Origin of the sequence: Achromobacter sp. 413638 (assembly GCF_043119405.1) — a bacterium.
Classification (GTDB): domain Bacteria; phylum Pseudomonadota; class Gammaproteobacteria; order Burkholderiales; family Burkholderiaceae_B; genus Achromobacter.
Genome location: NZ_JBICCO010000067.1, coordinates 21,259 through 40,081, shown reverse-complemented (window position 1 = coordinate 40,081; position 18,823 = coordinate 21,259). Strand labels below are relative to the sequence as shown.

Sequence of the window (18,823 nt, the reverse complement as noted above, 5' to 3'; positions counted from 1 at the left end):
AGCATCGGCGCGACCAGGGGCTGCTGTTCGGGGCTGTGGAATCCCGCAACGGAATCCTCGGGGGAGAATGCCGACATGGCGTCGATGAGTTGCAACATGCGTTGATCCACCTGTTGGAGTTCCGCTGGGCCGGCCGGGACGGGCGGGGTTCCGGTCATGATTTCCATGGCCAGGCCGAACGCCGTGGCCGCGGCGGGAGCCGCTTCCGAAAAGCTGCTGGCGCTGCCCAGCCACAGCCGTTGCGCGGCGGCCTCTTCCGGGCTGCCCAGCGCTGTGGTCGCACTGGACGTCGCAGCGGCGCCGGACGGGGTGACGGGCGAGCCGTTGGCGTTCGAGACGAGGGCCGCGATGTCGGCGTAGCTCAATACCGTGCCATCGGTGAAAGCCAGGTTTTCTATCCCGTAGCCGGACAGCGGACGGAAGAAGAAGTCCAGGACGGTGAGCGTATTGCCGGTGTCCAGCGTGATCAGCAGATCATTGCTCGTGCCGACGCGTTGCAGGCTGATGTCTCCGGCCAGGATGCCGGCGTCGAACTGGATGACGTCCGTGCCGCCGAACAGGCCGTCTTCCCGTATGGTGTCGTTGCCCGAGCCGCGGCCGTAGCGGTAGGTGTCCGAGCCCTCGCCGCCGATCAGCAGGTCGTCGCCGGCGCCGCCATCCAGCGTGTCGTCGCCGCGTTCGCCGTACAGCGTGTCGTTGCCGTCGTCGCCGTAGATTGCGTCATTGCCGTCGCCGCCGTAGAGCGCATCGTTGCCGCCGGCGCCTCGCAGCACGTCGTTGCCGGCGGTGCCGTAGATCGTGTCGTTGCCTTCGGTGGGGCGCATGGTGATCGCCGCGACGTCCGGCAGCGTCAGCGCGCTGCCGTCAGAGAATTCCAGGCGTTCCACCCGTCCGGCGTCGGCCGTCTCGCCGTCGAAATAGTCCTTGATGAGCAGCGTGTTGCCGGTGGGTGCGAGCGTGATCAGCAAGTCGTAGGAAGATCCGATCCGTTGCAAGCTCAGGTCCGCCTGGGTGATGCCGGCATCGAAGACGACGCGGTCGTTGCCGAAGAACAGCTTGCCTTCGAGGATCGTGTCGTTTCCGGAGTTCCGGCCGAACCGATAGGTATCGTTCCCGATGCCGCCGTCCAGCGTGTCGTCGCCGGCTCCGCCGTCCAGCGTATCGTTGCCTGTCTCGCCATATAGCACATCGTTGCCATTGCCGCCGAGCAGCAGGTCATTGCCATCGCGACCCCAGATCGTATCGTCTCCGTCCAGCCCTGATATCGTGTCGTCGTCCGTGGTACCGATGAGTTGATCATTGCCTGCCGTGCCGGTCATGGTGAGGGTGATGATGTCTGCGAAGTTCAGGCTGTCGCCATTCGCGAACTCGAACAGCTCGATGCCATAGCTGGCGATGGCGCGGGTGAAATAGTTTTTCAACAGTAGCGTGCTGTTGGAGCCCGCAATGGTGACCAGCAGATCCTGGGACGTGCCGACGCGCGTGAACCGCAGGTCGGCGCGCTGGATGTCGTCGTCGAACTGAACCCGGTCGGTGCCGCCAAAAAGGCCTTCTTCCTGTATCACGTCATTGCCGGAGTTGCGGCCGAACCAGTACGAGTCGGAACCCTCTCCGCCGATCAGGAGATCGTTGCCGGCGCCGCCGTCCAGGATGTCATCGCTCCGGTCGCCGTACAGGATGTCGTCGCCGCCCTCGCCGAAGATGCGGTCGTTGCCGTCGGTGCCGTAGATGACATCGTTGCCTTCCGTGGGGCGCATGACGATCGCCGCCACGTCGGCATAGCCCAGGACCACGCCGTCGCCGAATTCGAGACGTTCGATGCGTACGCTGTCCGTGCCGAGACGATCGAAATAGTCCTTGATGAGCAGGGTGTTGCCTGAACCGGAGATCGTGATGAGCAGGTCCGGACTCGATCCCACGCGTTGGAACTGGACATCCGTGAACCGCACGTCGGCATCGAACAGGACCCTGTCGTTGCCGGACATGAGCAGCCCTTCCTTGATGGTGTCGTTGCCGGAATGGCGGCCGAAGAGATAGGTATCGTCTCCCACGCCGCCATCCAGCACGTCGTCGCCCGCGCCGCCGTCCAGGGTGTCGTTGCCGGCCTCGCCGTTCAAGGTGTCGTTGCCATCACCGCCCAGCAGCGTATCGTTGCCGTCACCACCGTTCAGGATGTCGTTGCCGGCCAGTCCGTTGATGACATCGTCGGCGGCAGTGCCGGTGATCACGTCGTCGCCGTTGGTGGCCCCCATCGTGATTGCCGCGATGTCGATGAAGGTCAGCACGGTGCCGTTGGCGAATTCGAACAGATCGATGCCGTAGCGTTGCAACGCCCGCTGGAAGTAGTCGTGAACGAGCAGGGTATTGCCCGAACCCTGGACGGTGATGAGCAGATCGTTCGACGTGCCTGCGCGGGCGAAGGTGATGTCCGACGGCAGGATGTCCGCATCGAACAGCACCCGGTCACCAGCATCGCCATACAGGCCGGTTTCCCTGATGGTGTCGTTGCCCGAATGTCGGCCGAACAGGTAGGTGTCGGAGCCTTCGCCGCCGTACAGCGTGTCGTCGCCCGCGCCGCCGTCCAGGATGTCGTCGCCGCCTTCGCCATACAGCGTGTCGTTGCCTTCCTGCCCGCGGATGGTCTCGCCGGCATTGGTGCCATAGATGATGTCGTCGCCGGAAGTCGCGCCGAGGATCCCCGCCACGATGTCGTCGTAGGTCAGGACGGAGCCATCGGAGAATTCGAGCCGATCCACGACGTAGCGCCCATTGGTGCCGAAGAAGTAGTCCTTGATCCGCAGGGAGCTGCCGCCGCCTTGCAGCGTGATGAGCAGGTCGAAAGAGGATCCGTCGCGCGCGATGCGCAGGTCGGCAGGCGCGATGCCGGCCTCGAACACGATGCGGTCCAGGCCTCCTTCGTCCTGGATGGTGTCGTGGCCGGCGTTGTGGCCGAACAGGTACGTGTCATCGCCGATGCCGCCGCGCAGGATGTCGTCGCCGCTGCCGCCGTCCAGCGTGTCGTTGCCTTCACCGCCGTCGAGGATGTCGTTGCCGGCGCCGCCCAGCAGCGTATCGCTGCCCGCCCGGCCGTAGAGTGTGTCGTTGCCGTCCAGCCCCGCGATTGTCTCATCGCGGAAGGTGCCGTCGATGACGTCGTTGGCGGCGGAAGCCTGCATGGTCAGGTTCGCGACATCGTCGAAGTTCAGGACGCGGTCCGAGAACTCCAGCGTGTCGATGCCGGCATGGAGGGTGTCGCGCGAGAAGTATCCTTCGATCAGCAGGGTGTTGCCCGAGCCGGTGATGGTGACTCGGAGATCGGCGCCTGTGCGCAAGATCGTCACATCGAACGACATTACGTCGGCGTCGAACAGCACCCGGTCCGCGGGCGACGCGTCGTTGAGTTCAATGATGCGATCGTTGCCGGAGTCGCGGCCGAACAGATAGGTATCCGAGCCGCTGCCGCCCTCGAGCGTGTCGTCGCCCGCTCCGCCATCCAGGATGTCGTTGCCGCCCATGCCCTGCAAATGGTCGTTGCCGCCGCCGCCGTTCAGCACGTCGTCGCTGCCATAGCCGGTCAACCGGTCCGACTGTTCGGTGCCGGCGAGGACGATGTTCTTTATCTCGCCAATTGAAAGGACGGTGCCGTCGTCGAATCTGATGCGTTCGACGGCATAGGACGTGGTGGCGTCCAGCAGGAAGTAGTTGGACACGACAAGCAGATCCGTCGTGCCCTTGATCATGATGTGCAGATCGTTTTCCGAGCGCAGGAATGACACGTCGGCGCGTGCGATGCCCGGCTTGAACTGTATCGTGTCCGCATTGACGCCCAACGGGTCCGCGTCGTAGTTGTCTATCGTATCCACGCCCGAGCCGAGGCCGAACAGATAGGTGTCCGCGCCCGTTCCGCCGCTCAGGAAATCGCGGCCGACGCCGCCGTCCAGGATGTCATCGCCGGCGTCGCCGTAGAGCTGGTCCTTGCCGGCGCCGCCCAGGAGCGTATCGTTGCCGCCGCCGCCGCGCAGGATGTCGTTGCCGCCTTCCCCGGACAGCGTGTTGTCCTGGTCGTCCCCGGTGAGTACGTCAGAGCCTGATTGACCGATATCGGCCAGCAGCCGGGAGAAGTCGTCGCTGCCCGATGCTCCGATTTGGCGCAGGGCCCGCATGAATTCGGCGCCGCGTTCGCCCAGGCCGTGCAATGCCAGGCCGAATTCCTCGATCAGGTGCTGGGCTTCGGCGGGGTTCGCCGCATAGGAGTTCCGCAGGCTGGCGGCCACCTGGGAAAGATCGAACAGGATTTTGTTGTCGACGATGTCGGTGATCGTGACCTGGCCGATCAAGGAATAGAAGTGCGATGCAGCCATCAATTGGCCATACAGCATTTCGCGCAATGATTCGTAGGCGTCCAGCAGCAGGGCCGCCGAATTGGGCCCTGGATTGGGCGTGCCGGCGTTGGTTCCGGCACTTTGCAGGAACTTGTCGCCCAGAAAGGCTTCCAGCGCGTAGAGTTTCCGGGCGTCGTGCATGTATTCGCCGCGGCTGGTGGGGGCAATCCCGGCGACGCCGGCCCAGGCGAAGACCAACTGATCGAACGCCAGCAGGCGGGCATCGCGGTTTTGCTCGGCGACGAACGCCGCGATCAGCGCCTGGAGTTGGCCGCTGCCATCGCGGGCGATGGCCTGATGCAGGCTGTGCACCGTGCCGGATCCCCTGACGTTCGGCAGGGCAGCGATGGTGCTGTTGATCGCCACGGTGTCCTTCTCGATCGTCATGGCGGGGTCGATCGCGAACCAGACGTCGTTCATGCCGCGAACCGAGCCGTCGGTGCGCGTATAACCGCCGGCGAGCGCATGGTTGTTGCCCTGCGCGTCCACGCCGCCGGGGTTGCGGGTGTAGCCCAAGTCGATCGAGCGCACGTTGGCCTCGGACAGGGTCATCAGTTCGCCCGCGTCCACGCCGGCGCTGCTGTTACTGTCCCGCCAGACCCGCAGTTCATGGAAGCGTTCGTCGTTGGCGTCGATTTTGCCGTCGCCGTTGCTGTCGAACAGCGCCAGCGCCGCAAACCCGTCGGACGCGCGGCCGCCTCCGGGCAGGTAGGCGTTGTTGCCGAAAAGCTCGCTGCCGTCGTCGATCTGGCCGTTGCCGTTTCTGTCCCAGACCAGCAGGCCGTCGTCCTTGCCCACCCAGCCCGTTTCCTCGGCGAAGCCATCGCCGTCATGGTCGAAGAATATGCCCGACGTATACGAGAGCGTTTCCACGCCGTCGCCGTCCAGGTCGAGGATGAGCGGGCTGACCGCCTTTTTTGCACCGCCCATGCCGGCGGCGGGGTTGTCGGGGTTGGATGGGTCAGAGGGGTCGGTTGGATCCTGGGGGCTGCGACCGGGACCGGGTCCCCCGAGGGGAAATGTATGGCCGGTCAAGCTGGCTAGGGTCCCCGCTATAGTCAGGCCAGCTCCGATAGCGAGCAACGGGATGGCTGCTGCCGCGCCTCCGGCACTCACGCTGATGACTGCCGCCGCCATGGCAAAGCCGTTGCCAACAATTGAGATCGCATCCGACAAGGACAATTTCCTGAAGTCGCGAATATCCATGCCGATCTTTGCGACTGTCCATGTAGCTGCCATCGGGTTGGTGGCGAGGGCTACCGCTTGGGCAAGGCCTGGTATGCGGTTGCCTGCGACGGAGGCAACGCCGTTGACGATGCCAACCAGGGCTTGTCCGTCTCCGGACATGATGGCAACAGGTCGTCCATCGGCATGAGCGGAATAGATGCCTTCCGCGCCTGAACCTGTTACGACGAATAGGTTGACCCAACTCATGCGAACTCCTTGATCAAGAGTGGCGGAGATAGAGCGCAATAACCCCGCAAATCACAAGAAAAACGGCTATGTAGTTGTAGATTTTCTGATTCGGGATATACGGAGTGTCCGGGCGCTTCTTTTTGTGGCGGTATATCCGATAGAGGTCGTAGACCGCATAGAGCACCACCAGCAATATTCCGAGCAATAGGGCATAGGGCAGAATCTGTCTCATTGCTTGTGAAGCATCCTTGGTTGATCAACCATCTTGAGATAGCAGCGCCAGCATCCGTCTCACCCATATCCGCATGCATGACATTTTTTATTTGTGAAAGCGGAATGAAAGGGTGCGCGAAAAAATTAACGAGCGATCAATAATTTGTCAATAAATTAAATTGTCGAATATATAAAGTTGACTGTTTATTTTGAGAGCGCTTTCATTATTCCCGGCGTTGCCGATGGATTCGCCGGCGGCGCCAACAATCCGGCAATGTCCAGGCCGGCCGCGATGGACCGCGCCACGGATGGGCTGCGTGCCTGGCTAGGGCCGTGAGGCCCGTGATGCCGGGCCAGCTACACTCGAGGCTTCGCCTCACCGTCCGCCTCTCGCGCCAGATCACAGGAGAATTCCCATGCTCAAAGGAAAAGTCGCAGTCGTCACCGGTTCCACCAGCGGCATCGGCCTCGGCATCGCCAGCGCGCTCGCCCAGCAGGGCGCCGATATCGTCCTGAACGGCTTCGGCGACGCCGCCGAGATCGAGAAGGTTCGCGCCGGGCTGGCCAGCCAGCATGGCGTGCGCGTCGTGTACGACGGCGCCGACCTGTCCAAGGGCGAGGCCGTGCGCGGCCTGATCGACAACGCGGTGCGCCAGCTCGGCCGCATCGACATCCTGGTCAACAACGCCGGCATCCAGCACACCGCGCCGATCGAGGACTTCCCGGTCGAGAAGTGGGACGCCATCATCGCGCTGAACCTGTCGGCCGTGTTCCACGGCACCGCCGCCGCGCTGCCGTACATGAAGAAGCAGGGCTTCGGCCGCATCATTAACATCGCCTCGGCCCACGGGCTGGTGGCCTCGGCCTTCAAGTCGGCCTATGTCGCCGCCAAGCACGGCGTGGTCGGCTTCACCAAGGTCACCGCGCTGGAGACCGCCGGCCAGGGCATCACGGCCAACGCCATCTGCCCGGGCTGGGTGCGCACCCCGCTGGTCGAGAAGCAGATCACCGCGCTGGCCGAGAAGAACGGCGTGGATCAGGAAGCCGCCGCCCGCGAACTGCTCAGCGAAAAGCAGCCCTCGCTGCAATTCGTCACGCCGGAACAGCTGGGCGGCACCGCCGTCTTCCTGGTGTCCGACGCCGCCGCGCAGATCACCGGCACCACCATTTCCGTCGACGGCGGCTGGACCGCGCGCTGATATCAGGTAGGAACCCCGCTCATGCTGTTTTTGCTTTCCCCCGCCAAGAAACTGGACTACGACTCGCCGCTGCACGTCGAGACGCATACCCAGCCCCTGTTCGTCGATCAGGCCGCCGGCCTGATCAAAGTGCTCAAAACCAAGTCCGCCGACGACATTTCCGCGCTGATGAGCCTGAGCCCGGCGCTGTCCGAGCTCAATGTGCAGCGCTACGCCAGCTGGAAGCGCAGCTTCACCCAGGCCAATTCGCGCCAGGCGGTGCTGGCCTTCAATGGCGATGTGTATGAGGGGCTGGACGCGTCCTCGCTGTCGGCCAAGCAGCTGGACTGGGCGCAGGAACACGTGGCCATCCTCAGCGGCCTGTACGGCGTGTTGCGTCCGCTGGACCTGATGCAGCCCTACCGCCTGGAAATGGGCACGCGCCTGGAAACGCCGAAGGGCAAGACGCTGTACGACTACTGGGGCAGTTCGATCGCGCAGTACCTGAACGAACGCCAGGAAGGCCAGAAGTCGCCGGTCATCGTCAACCTGGCGTCCGAGGAGTACTTCAAGTCCGTGGACCTGAAGGCGCTCAAGGCGCGGGTGGTGCAGTGCGTGTTCCAGGATTGGAAAAACGGCGCCTGGAAAATCATCAGCTTCCACGCCAAGCGGGCGCGCGGCCTGATGGCGCGCTACGCCATCCTGCACAAGGTCGCCAAGCCCGAAGGGCTGCAGGGCTTCGACCTGGAGGGTTACGCCTACGACGCGTCGGCCTCGTCGGACGACAAGCTGGTGTTCCGGCGCAAGCTCTGAGCCTCTGGCTTGCTGTCGTGAAAATGGCCGCCTTCGGGGCGGCCATTTTCTTGCGGCGTCGCGATCCTGGCAGGACGCGCCGCCCGCTCAGGCCGGCGCCGCCGCGCCCGGCGCGTGCGCCGGCTCGTCCAGCGCCAGCAATTCCTGGCGGATCATGTGGCTGGCCTTGATCATTTGCTTGAGCGGATACGCCAGCGCCGCCTGCTCGCCGTCGGTGTCGAACTGAGTCGGCAGGACCGGCGCAGGCCCTTGCATCCGGCTTTCGTCCAGCAGCCGGGCCATGCCGTCCAGCGCCTCGCGCACCGGCGCGGGCGTTTGCGGCAGCGCCGCCAGGGTCGGGATGGCGGCCGTGATCTGCGAGGCCAGCACATGGTTCTGGATCAGCAGGTTGTTCAGCTCGGGCACGTTGACCTGATGCGACTTGGGTTCGCTCATCATGCGGTAGAACGCCTCGGCGAAATTGCTGAAGGCGATGTGCACGTTCTTGCGCGCCAGCCGCCAGGCGAGGTCGGCGTCGGCGATGGCCGGGGCCTGGCCGTCCCTGGCCGCGTCAGGCGCGGGATCGGCCGGCGCCTGCATCGCGTCGGCGTATCGCATGCCCGCAAGCAGGTACTCGCGGTTGGCGCGCGTGGCCGCCGCCGCCAGCGGCTTGAGGTAGCGGGCCTCCCACCAGGGCAGGATGTAGCTGCACACCAGCGCCAGCGCGCAGCCGATCAGCGTGTCGATGGCGCGTTCGCCGATCACCGACATGGACACCGTGCCGGGAGAAACGAAGTGGAACACCAGCACCACGAACAGCGTGTTGAAGATGGCGCTGGCCATGTAGTTCAGCTGCACCAGGCTGTTGCCCATGATGCAGGCGGCCAGCAGCACGGCGAACAGGATCTCGGGGCTGTCGGTCAGGTTGAACAGCAGCAGGGCGCAGACGCAGCCGATGACGGTGCCAGTCAGGCGCCAGCCATTGCGCTGTCGGGTCAGCGCGAAGCCGGGCTTCATGATGATCACGATGGTCAGCATGATCCAGTAGTTGTGCGCCGAGAATGCCGGCGACAGCCAGCGGCTGGCCAGCGTCATCGCCAGCGCCGCCGCCGCCGTCACGCGCAGCGCGTAGCGGAAGTGCGGCGAATCCAGGCGCAGGTTGCTGGTCAAGAGGCCGAAGCGGAATTCCTGGCGCGAGATGAAGCGCGTGAGCGACTTGCTGATGCGCAGCACATCGGTGGGCTTGGCGTCGGGCGAGGCGGCGGTGTGGTCGGCCAGCCGGTCGACGATGCGGGTGGAATTGCGCAGGCGGCGCAGCACCTGGATGATCAGCGCCAGCATTTCCGGCTCGCGTTCGCCGAAGCCCTGTTGCTTGAGCTGCTCGATCTCGTACTCGATGGCGCGCAGCTCGGCCTTGGCGCTGCTGCGGTACTGCACCTTGCGACCGCGCGACACGTCCAGCGCGATGCGGTTCAGTTCCAGCGACATCTTCACCAGCGCGTCGCGCATGAAGATCAGGCAGTCGTTGCCGGCCAGCGCGCGCCGCAGCGCGGCGTAGTCGGTGTGCGTGGCCACCAGCGTGTCCAGCAGCTGCAGCATGTCCACGAACATGTTCCAGATCATCACGCGCTGGCGGTCGCCCAGGCCCTTGCCGCGCGGCAGGGCGCGCAGCACCATGTCGCGCGCCGCCTGGTGTTTTTCCGTCATGACGGACTGGCTCTGGATCAGCGCGCGATAGGCATCGTCCAGGTCCGCGGTCGCGTCGTAGAAGGCGGCGCGCGCGGCCACGTAGTCGGCGGTGGCGAACAGCGCCACCGACATGGCCTGCTGTTCCTCGCGCAGCCAGAACAGTCGCGAGAAGCCCAGGCTGAACGCCACGTAGAACAGCGCGCCGCCCAGCGTCGCGGCGGCATGGGCCAGGACCTGGTCGGGCTCCAGCGGCGAATGCATGGTCAGCGTCATGAGCAGCAGGGCGGCGAAGCCGATCAGGCCGCCGCGCTTGCCGAAGACGGTGAACATGGAAAAGACGAAGCACTGGGCGATGACCGCCAGCCAGATCAGTACAGGGTGCGTGGACGCCAGCCCGGTGATGATGACGGTCAGCGTGCCCAGCAAGGCGCCGCCGAGCATTTCGTTGGTGCGGTGGCGTTGCGGACCGCCGGGCTGGTCGATGATGGCCAGGCACTGCGCGCCGAAGGTGGCCACCAGTCCCGTGGCGTAGTGGCCGAACAGTCCGCCCAGCACCAGCACCGGCAACAGCATGCCTATCGCCTGGCGCACCCCTCCGAAAAAGTAGTGGCTGTAGAGGAAGCGGCGAATGCTGGCAATGCGCAAATCCATGGGCGAGCGGCGTGCGGGCTGATTGATGCGACAAGTATAGAGAGCGGCGGGCTTTTCGGGGCCGGATTACTGCGCCAGATTGTTGCCGCGATGGCGCTTTGACGTCGCTTTGGCGGCGGTTCGGATTTGGGTCCTGGTCCGGGTTTGGGGGGCAACGCAGGACAAGTCCGAGCCGGATTCCAAAATGATGCGGGACCACAATATGGACCTCAAAGGACCAGCATGTGGACCTGCGGCAGCGGCCCGCCCGCGCCGCAGAATCCGGGGTCGGATCTTCCGCGATACCTGGGCGCAACACCGCGCCACGCATGATTTGCTACGGATGACGCAATGCGGTAGAGTCGTTGCCTTGCGCTGGCCTGCCTATCCGAAGCCGGCGCGTTGAGGCGGATTTTCTGGACCACCTTCCAGGATCTTCCGCAGCAGTTACACCTGCCGTTGGCCGCGCCACAAGCGTGTGTTGCCAAGGCTTCCATTTCGACCTCCAGCGTCCCCAAGGGGCGTTCGCGCTGCGTTCTGTCGAACGTATGCCGGGTCGGCAAGGTGTCCGGGTGGCGTGGCTCCGTGAGCCGCAAAGCGCCGGATCATGTTGTCGCAGCCGGTATGGGTTCAGTTGCCGCCGTATCCGGGCGGGCAGCAGGCAGGGTTAGCAGGGCCGGTTTTGAAAGGAATGACAACATGGAACTGAATGGCGCCGATATCGTCGTGCGCTGCCTGGCCGAAGAAGGCGTGGAACACGTTTTCGGCTACCCCGGCGGCGCGGTGCTTTATATCTACGACGCGATTTTCAAGCAAGACAAATTCCAGCATATCCTGGTCCGCCATGAGCAGGCCGCCGTGCATGCCGCCGACGCGTATTCGCGCTCGTCGCAGAAGGTCGGCGTCTGCATCGTGACCAGCGGCCCCGGCGTGACCAACGCGGTCACCGGCATCGCCACTGCCTACATGGACTCGATCCCGATGGTCATCATCAGCGGTCAGGTTCCCACGGCGGCGATCGGCGAGGACGCCTTCCAGGAATGCGACACCGTCGGCATCACGCGTCCCTGCGTCAAGCACAACTTCCTGGTGCGCGACGTCAAGGATCTGGCCGAGACCATGCGCCGCGCGTTCTACATCGCGCGCACCGGCCGTCCCGGCCCGGTGCTGGTCGACATCCCCAAGGACGTCACCGTCGCGCAGTGCAAGTACGCGCCGCCCAAGGGCGAGATCACGATGCGCTCCTACGCGCCCGTCAACAAGGGGCACCAGGGGCAGATCAAGAAGGCTGTGCAGATGCTGCTGGCCGCCGAACGTCCGATGATCTACACCGGCGGCGGCGTGATCCTGTCCAACGCCGCGCCCGAGCTGAACAGGCTCGTGACGCAGCTGGGCGCGCCCTGCACCAGCACGCTGATGGGCCTGGGCGGCTATCCCGCCAGCAGCGGCCAGTTCGTGGGCATGCCCGGCATGCACGGCACGTATGAAGCCAACATGGCGATGCAGCACTGCGACGTGCTGCTGGCCATCGGCGCGCGCTTCGACGACCGCGTGATCGGCAATCCCAAGCATTTCGCCCAGAACGCCCGCAAGATCATCCATATCGACATCGATCCCTCGTCGATCTCCAAGCGCGTGCGCGTGGACGTGCCCATCGTCGGCAACGTCAAGGACGTGCTGGCCGACCTGAGCGCTCAGTACGAGGCGGCCGCCGCCGAGCACAAGCCGGCCTCCATCACGAAGTGGTGGGAGCAGGTCGAGACCTGGCGCGGCAAGGAATGCCTGAAGTACGCGGGCTCGGACGAAGTCATCAAGCCGCAGTACGTGGTGGAAAAGCTCTGGGAAGTGACCGGCGGCGACGCCTTCGTCACCTCCGACGTGGGCCAGCACCAGATGTGGGCGGCGCAGTACTACAAGTTCGACAAGCCGCGTCGCTGGATCAACTCCGGCGGCCTGGGCACCATGGGCGTGGGCCTGCCGTACGCCATGGGCGTGCAGATGGCCAATCCGGGCCAGGAGATCGCCGTCATCACCGGCGAAGCCTCGATCCAGATGAACATCCAGGAACTGTCGACCTGCGCGCAGTACCGCCTGACGCCCAAGATCGTCTGCCTGAACAACCGCTTCCTGGGCATGGTCCGGCAGTGGCAGCAGATCGACTACGGCTCGCGCTACTCCGAGTCGTACATGGATTCGCTGCCCGACTTCGTCAAGGTGGCCGAGGCCTATGGCCACGTAGGCCTGCGCATCGAGCGCCCGGCCGACGTCGAGCCGGCGCTGCGCGAAGCGTTCAAGAAGCACAAGGACCGCCTGGTCTTCCTGGACTTCATCACCGACCGCACCGAGAACGTGTGGCCCATGGTGAAGGCCGGCCGCGGGCTGACCGAAATGCTGCTCGGCTCTGAAGACCTGTAAGGAGGCCAACATGAAGCATGTGATTTCCGTCCTCCTCGAGAACGAGCCCGGCGCGCTGTCGCGCGTGGTGGGGCTGTTCTCCGCGCGGGGCTACAACATCGAGACGCTGACCGTCGCGCCGACCGAGGACGCCACGCTGTCGCGCATGACCATCGTCACCACCGGCTCGGATGAAATCATCGAGCAGATCACCAAGCACCTGAACCGCCTGGTGGACGTGGTGAAGGTGGTCGACCTGACCGAAGGCTCGCACATCGAGCGCGAGCTGATGCTGGTCAAGGTGCGCGCGGTGGGCAAGGAACGCGAGGAAATGAAGCGCATGGCCGACATCTTCCGCGGCCGCATCATCGACGTGACCGACAAGTCCTACACCATCGAACTCACCGGGGTGCAGGAAAAGGTACAGGCCTTCCTCGAGGCTCTGGACCGCAGCGCCATCCTGGAAACCGTGCGCACCGGCGTGTCCGGCATCGGCCGCGGCGAACGGATCTTGAAGATCTGAGGCCGGGATTTCCCGGCCGCACCCTGCAACTGAATCAATCGAATATCCACATACTGGAATCTGGAGCACAACATGAAAGTTTTCTACGACAAAGACTGCGATCTCTCCCTCGTCAAAGGCAAGACCGTCGCCATCATCGGCTATGGCTCGCAAGGCCACGCGCACGCGCAGAACCTGCATGACTCGGGCGTGAAGGTCGTCGTCGGCCTGCGCAAGGGCGGCGCCTCGTGGAACAAGGCCGCCAGCGCCGGCCTGGACGTCAAGGAAGTCGCCGACGCCGTCAAGTCCGCCGACATCGTCATGATGCTGCTGCCCGACGAGAACATCGCCTCGGTCTACAACAAGGAAGTGCACGCCAACATCAAGGCCGGCGCCGCGCTGGCCTTCGCCCACGGCTTCAACGTGCACTACGGCCAGGTCGTGCCGCGCGAAGACATCGACGTCATCATGATCGCGCCGAAGGCCCCGGGCCACACCGTGCGCAACACCTACAAGCAGGGCGGCGGCGTGCCGCACCTGGTGGCCGTGTACCAGGACAAGTCCGGCGCCGCGCGCGACGTGGCCCTGTCCTACGCCAGCGCCAACGGCGGCGGCCGCGCCGGCATCATCGAGACCAACTTCCGCGAAGAAACCGAAACCGACCTGTTCGGCGAACAGGCCGTGCTGTGCGGCGGTACCGTCGAACTGATCAAGGCCGGCTTCGATACGCTGGTGGAAGCCGGCTACGCGCCCGAAATGGCCTACTTCGAGTGCCTGCACGAGCTGAAGCTGATCGTCGACCTGATCTACGAAGGCGGCATCGCCAACATGAACTACTCGATCTCGAACAACGCCGAATTCGGCGAATACGAGACCGGCCCGAAGATCGTCACGGACGACACCCGCGCCGCCATGCGCCAGTGCCTGACGGACATCCAGAACGGCGAGTACGCCAAGCGCTTCATCCTGGAAAACGCCGCCGGCGCCCCGACGCTGACCTCGCGCCGCCGCATCAACGCGGAATCGCAGATCGAGCAGGTGGGCGGCAAGCTGCGCGCCATGATGCCCTGGATCGCCGCCAACAAGCTGGTGGACAAGTCCAAGAACTGATGCCCGCCAGGGCGCCGGGCCTGCCCGGCGCCCCAGGCTGCGTCACGGCGGCATGCCTGCGAGGGCATGCCGCTTTTCTTTTCCCCGCGGGCGTAGCACGCCCCGCGCCGCGCCGGCGCGTAAGGTCGTCCGGCCCGCAAGCGGGGCCAGATGGGTTAACCTTTCGATCTGTCCGCCGCAAGTTTTCCAGACCATGCCCAATTTCTCCATGCGCGATTCCGAGAACCGCCATCGCAGCATCTACCTGCTGCCCAACGCGTTCACCACCGCGGCCCTGTTCGCGGGCTTCTACGCCGTCGTGCAGGCCATGAACAACCGCTTCGAGGTCGCCGCCATCGCCATTTTCGTGGCCATGGTGCTGGACGGCATGGACGGTCGCGTGGCGCGCCTGACCAATACCCAGTCCGCCTTCGGCGAGCAGTACGACTCGCTGTCCGACATGACCTCGTTCGGCGTGGCGCCGGCGCTGGTCATGTACGAATGGATTCTGAACGACCTGGGCCGCTGGGGCTGGCTGGCCGCGTTCGTCTACGTGGCGGGGGCCGCGCTGCGGCTGGCGCGCTTCAACACCAATATCGCCGTGGTCGACAAGCGCTACTTCCAGGGCCTGCCCAGCCCCGCCGCCGCCGCGCTGGTGGCCGGCTTCGTCTGGCTGGCCGTGGACAACAAGCTGCCCATCCATGACAGCGTGATGGCCTGGGTCGCATTCACCGTGACCATGTACGCCGGCATCTCGATGGTGTCGAACGCGCCGTTCTTCAGCGGCAAGAGCTTCGCCCTGGGCCGCAGCGTGCCGTTCTGGGGCATTCTGCTGGTGGTGGCCGTGTTCGTGTTCGTCTCCAGCGATCCTCCGGTGGTGCTGTTCGGCCTGTTCGTGCTGTACGGCCTGTCGGGCTGGATCATCTGGGCGCTGCGCTGGAACCGCGCGCGTCGCTTGCAGCAGGAACGGCGCGGGCAGGGGTCGTGACATCATTGCTGGGATGCAATTGAAAAACCCGCCGTTGGGCGGGTTTTTTCATGGCCGAGGCATTCAGCGCCACATGAACCTGTCTTCGTCGTACATCGGATCCGGCCCAGGATGGAAATGCGTCACACCCGAACCGTCGCGGCCCATGTAGACGTACATCAGCGAATTCCAGACGCTGTTTTCCTTGTAGCGATAGGACCAGACCACCTCGCGCTTCTCGCCCAGCCCCGCTTCATCGATCCTGGCCGGCGGGCCGAATTCGCAGCGCACCCGGTCCGGACTCCAGGTTCCGGTCTCCAGCACCTTGAAGTGCGGGTCGGTCAGCAGCGGCAGCACCTTGTCCACCCGGCCGTCGGCGCCGACATTGGCGCCCCAGGCGTACTGGCCCATGGGCTGCTGGGTCCAGATGACGCGCCGGCCGCCGTTGGCCTGCGGGCATTCGAAGTTGGGCCGGCCGAACTGGGCCTGCACGTCGGCCAGCGGCGTGCCAGGCGCGACCTGGGCCAGGTTGGCGCAGGCCGACAGGGCCAGCAGGGCGCCCGCCGCCAGGGCGATGCGGGCTGTTTTGTAATGAAGTGTCATATTTTGCTCCCCTCGAAGGCGGAAGGGCGCCCCTGGGGCGCCAGTAGGGCAATTCTATCGAATCAGCTATAATCGTCGGGCTTTATCCAGGCATCCGTTTCGCATGATGCCGAATCGCGCCGGCGGCAGCGGCGGCGGGCCAGGCCAAGAGCCAGGTTCCACCAGCCTCTGCAGGCAGCAGTGAGAAAGCGAATACGCCAATCCGGTCCGCGATTTTTTTCCCCAACCACGTCAGGGCGCCTCGGCCCTGTCGCATGTCCGAAGAGGTCATAAATGTCTGTTGCTGACATCAAGAAAGCCGATATCGTTGCGCAATTCCAACGCGCTCAAGGCGACACCGGTTCCCCCGAAGTTCAGGTGGCTCTGCTCACCGCCCGTATCAACGAACTGACTGGTCACTTCAAGGAACACATGAAGGACCATCACTCGCGCCGTGGTCTGCTGCGTATGGTCAGCCGCCGCCGCAAGCTGCTCGACTACCTCAAGGGCCGCAATCCCGATTCGTACCGCGCTCTGATCGAAAAACTCGGTCTGCGCAAGTGATCGACGGGGCTGGCTCCCCATGACGCAACCGTGGCCGGTGCGACTCTTGTCGCGGCGGCCACGGTTTTTCATTTGTAAGGAATAACCGTCATGTTCAATAAAGTGACTAAATCGTTCCAGTACGGCCAGCACACGGTCGTCCTGGAAACCGGCGAGATCGCTCGCCAGGCCTCCGGCGCCGTCGTGGTGTCGATCGAGGACACCGTGGTCCTGGCGACCGTCGTGGCCTCCAAGAAGGCCAAGCCGGGTCAGACCTTCTTCCCGCTGACCGTCGACTACATCGAGAAAACCTACGCCGCCGGCCGCATCCCGGGCGGCTTCTTCAAGCGCGAAGGCAAGCCGTCCGAAAAGGAAACGCTGACCTCCCGCCTGATCGACCGTCCCCTGCGTCCGCTGTTCCCCGAAGACTTCTATAACGAAGTCCAGGTGGTCATCCACACGCTGTCGGTCAACCCTGAAATCGACCCCGACATCGCCGCCATGATCGGCGCCTCGGCCGCGCTGGCCATCTCGGGCATCCCGTTCAACGGCCCGATCGGCGCCGCGCGCGTGGGCTACATCGATGGCCAGTACGCCATCAACCCGACCGCCTCGCAGCTGAAGTCCTCCAAGCTGGACCTGGTGGTCGCCGGCACCGAGAACGCCGTGCTGATGGTGGAATCGGAAGCCGACCAGCTGTCCGAGGAAGTCATGCTCGGCGGCGTGGTCTACGGCCACCAGCAGATGCAGGCCGTCATCAACGCCATCCATGACCTGGTCAAGGACGCCGGCAAGCCCGAGTGGGACTGGCAGGCTCCGGCCAAGGACGAGGCCCTGATCGCCGCCGTCACCGCCGCCGCCCAGCCCGGCCTGAACGCCGCCTACCAGGTCCGCGAAAAGCAGGCCCGCACGACGCAGCTGCGCGAAGTCTACGCCAACGTGTCGGCCACGCTGAACGCCGCCGCCGCCGAGAAGGGCGAGCCGGCGCCTGACGCCGTCACCGTCGACAACATCCTGTTCTCGCTGGAATCCGCCATCGTGCGCGGCCAGATCCTGAACGGCGAGCCGCGCATCGACGGCCGCGACACCCGCACCGTGCGCCCGATCAGCGTGCGCCTGGGCGTGCTGCCGCGCGCTCACGGCAGCGCCCTGTTCACCCGCGGCGAAACCCAGGCGCTGGTCGTGGCCACGCTGGGCACCAAGCAGGACGAGCAGATCATCGACGCGCTCATGGGTGAGTACCGCGACCGCTTCATGATGCACTACAACATGCCTCCGTTCGCCACCGGCGAAACCGGTCGCATCGGCGTGCCCAAGCGCCGCGAAATCGGCCACGGCCGCCTGGCCAAGCGCGCGCTGATCCCGCTGCTGCCGGCCCCGGAAGACTTCCAGTACACCATCCGCCTCGTCTCGGAAATCACCGAGTCCAACGGCTCCTCGTCGATGGCTTCGGTCTGCGGCGGTTCGCTGGCCATGATGGACGCCGGCGTGCCGGTCAAGGACCACGTCGCCGGCGTGGCGATGGGTCTGATCCTGGACGGCGGCAAGTTCGCCGTGCTGACCGACATCCTGGGCGATGAAGATCACCTGGGCGACATGGACTTCAAGGTCGCGGGCACCGAGAACGGCGTCACGGCCCTGCAGATGGACATCAAGATCCAGGGCATCACCAAGGAAATCATGCAGGTGGCGCTGGCCCAGGCCCGCGAAGGCCGCCTGCACATCCTGGGCAAGATGAAGGAAGCGCTGGACGGTTCGCGCGGCGAGCTGTCGGCTTTCGCTCCGCGCATGCTGACCATCAAGATCAACCCCGAGAAGATCCGCGACGTGATCGGCAAGGGCGGCGCCACCATCCGCGCGCTGACCGAAGAGACCGGCACGCAGATCGACATCTCCGACGACGGCACGATCGTGATCGCCAGCGTCGACGAAGCGCAGGCCAAGGAAGCCCAGCGCCGCATCGTCGAGCTGACCGCCGACGTGGAAGTGGGCCAGGTCTACGAAGGCGCCGTGCTGCGTCTGCTGGACTTCGGCGCCATCGTCCAGGTGCTGCCGGGCCGCGACGGCCTGCTGCACATCTCGGAGATCGCCAACTACCGCATCGCCAACATCAACGATGTGCTGAAGGTCGGCCAGCAAGTTCGCGTCAAGGTCATCGAGGCCGACGACAAGGGCCGCCTGCGCCTGTCCATCAAGGCCATCGGTGGCATCGAGCAGCAGCAGGCCGCTGCCGAAGCCGCTCCGCAAGCCGAGGCGCAGCCCGAATAAGGCTTGCGTTCCCGACTGCAAGAACGGCGCCGCAAGGCGCCGTTTTTTTGTCCACGATCTGCCCGCGCGGCGGGCAGGCGCGGGCGATCCGGTCGCGTGGCCGGCGGCTGATTCATCTTCTTGCTTCTTCGGGGTCTCTACGGCTCCCATCCTCGCCTTCCTTACGGTAAAGTTCAGC

Annotated in this window: 11 protein-coding genes; 8 read left to right on the top strand and 3 right to left on the bottom strand. The window is 64.8% G+C overall.

What is annotated here, in order from left to right:
* Positions 1 to 5,816 (bottom strand): calcium-binding protein (locus ACEU5R_RS23135; protein ID WP_392411931.1); only part of this gene is annotated, 5,816 nt, incomplete at its 3' end.
* Between the two features lie 611 nt (positions 5,817 to 6,427).
* Between ACEU5R_RS23135 and ACEU5R_RS23130 the strand changes: the two genes are divergently transcribed.
* On the top strand, positions 6,428 to 7,210 hold the full coding sequence (locus ACEU5R_RS23130; protein WP_392411929.1) for a 3-hydroxybutyrate dehydrogenase: 783 nt from the start codon (positions 6,428 to 6,430) through the stop codon (positions 7,208 to 7,210).
* A gap of 21 nt (positions 7,211 to 7,231) precedes the next feature.
* On the top strand, positions 7,232 to 8,002 hold the full coding sequence (gene yaaA, locus ACEU5R_RS23125) for a peroxide stress protein YaaA (protein WP_392411927.1): 771 nt from the start codon (positions 7,232 to 7,234) through the stop codon (positions 8,000 to 8,002).
* 87 nt (positions 8,003 to 8,089) lie between these two features.
* Here yaaA and ACEU5R_RS23120 read toward each other — a convergent pair whose 3' ends face one another.
* Positions 8,090 to 10,321 carry an FUSC family membrane protein gene (locus ACEU5R_RS23120; RefSeq protein WP_392411925.1) on the bottom strand — a complete coding sequence of 744 codons (2,232 nt, stop codon included), beginning with the start codon at positions 10,319 to 10,321 and terminating at the stop codon, positions 8,090 to 8,092.
* A gap of 603 nt (positions 10,322 to 10,924) precedes the next feature.
* Between ACEU5R_RS23120 and ACEU5R_RS23115 the strand changes: the two genes are divergently transcribed.
* The 4 genes from ACEU5R_RS23115 to pssA all read left to right on the top strand — a co-directional run bounded on the left by ACEU5R_RS23115 (position 10,925) and on the right by pssA (position 15,273).
* Positions 10,925 to 12,715: an acetolactate synthase 3 catalytic subunit gene (locus ACEU5R_RS23115; protein ID WP_392411923.1), complete on the top strand. Its 1,791-nt coding sequence runs from the start codon at positions 10,925 to 10,927 to the stop codon at positions 12,713 to 12,715.
* Between the two features lie 10 nt (positions 12,716 to 12,725).
* The gene (gene ilvN, locus ACEU5R_RS23110) at positions 12,726 to 13,217 is read left to right on the top strand and encodes an acetolactate synthase small subunit (protein WP_103272923.1); all 492 of its coding nucleotides are present in this window, start codon (positions 12,726 to 12,728) and stop codon (positions 13,215 to 13,217) included.
* A gap of 72 nt (positions 13,218 to 13,289) precedes the next feature.
* Complete coding sequence (gene ilvC / locus ACEU5R_RS23105; protein WP_103272924.1) at positions 13,290 to 14,306, top strand: ketol-acid reductoisomerase; 1,017 nt, start codon at positions 13,290 to 13,292, stop codon at positions 14,304 to 14,306.
* A gap of 193 nt (positions 14,307 to 14,499) precedes the next feature.
* Positions 14,500 to 15,273: a CDP-diacylglycerol--serine O-phosphatidyltransferase gene (gene pssA / locus ACEU5R_RS23100; RefSeq protein ID WP_103272925.1), complete on the top strand. Its 774-nt coding sequence runs from the start codon at positions 14,500 to 14,502 to the stop codon at positions 15,271 to 15,273.
* Positions 15,274 to 15,336: 63 nt separating this feature from the next.
* Here the strand turns inward: pssA and ACEU5R_RS23095 are convergent, their stop codons facing one another.
* Positions 15,337 to 15,855, bottom strand: coding sequence for a hypothetical protein (locus ACEU5R_RS23095; protein WP_103272926.1), 519 nt, complete (start codon positions 15,853 to 15,855; stop codon positions 15,337 to 15,339).
* 273 nt (positions 15,856 to 16,128) lie between these two features.
* Here ACEU5R_RS23095 and rpsO point away from each other — a divergent pair, with 273 nt between their 5' ends.
* Positions 16,129 to 16,398, top strand: coding sequence for a 30S ribosomal protein S15 (gene rpsO / locus ACEU5R_RS23090; protein ID WP_012248532.1), 270 nt, complete (start codon positions 16,129 to 16,131; stop codon positions 16,396 to 16,398).
* Positions 16,399 to 16,488: 90 nt separating this feature from the next.
* Complete coding sequence (gene pnp / locus ACEU5R_RS23085) at positions 16,489 to 18,645, top strand: polyribonucleotide nucleotidyltransferase (RefSeq protein ID WP_103272927.1); 2,157 nt, start codon at positions 16,489 to 16,491, stop codon at positions 18,643 to 18,645.
* Positions 18,646 to 18,823: the final 178 nt, after the last annotated feature.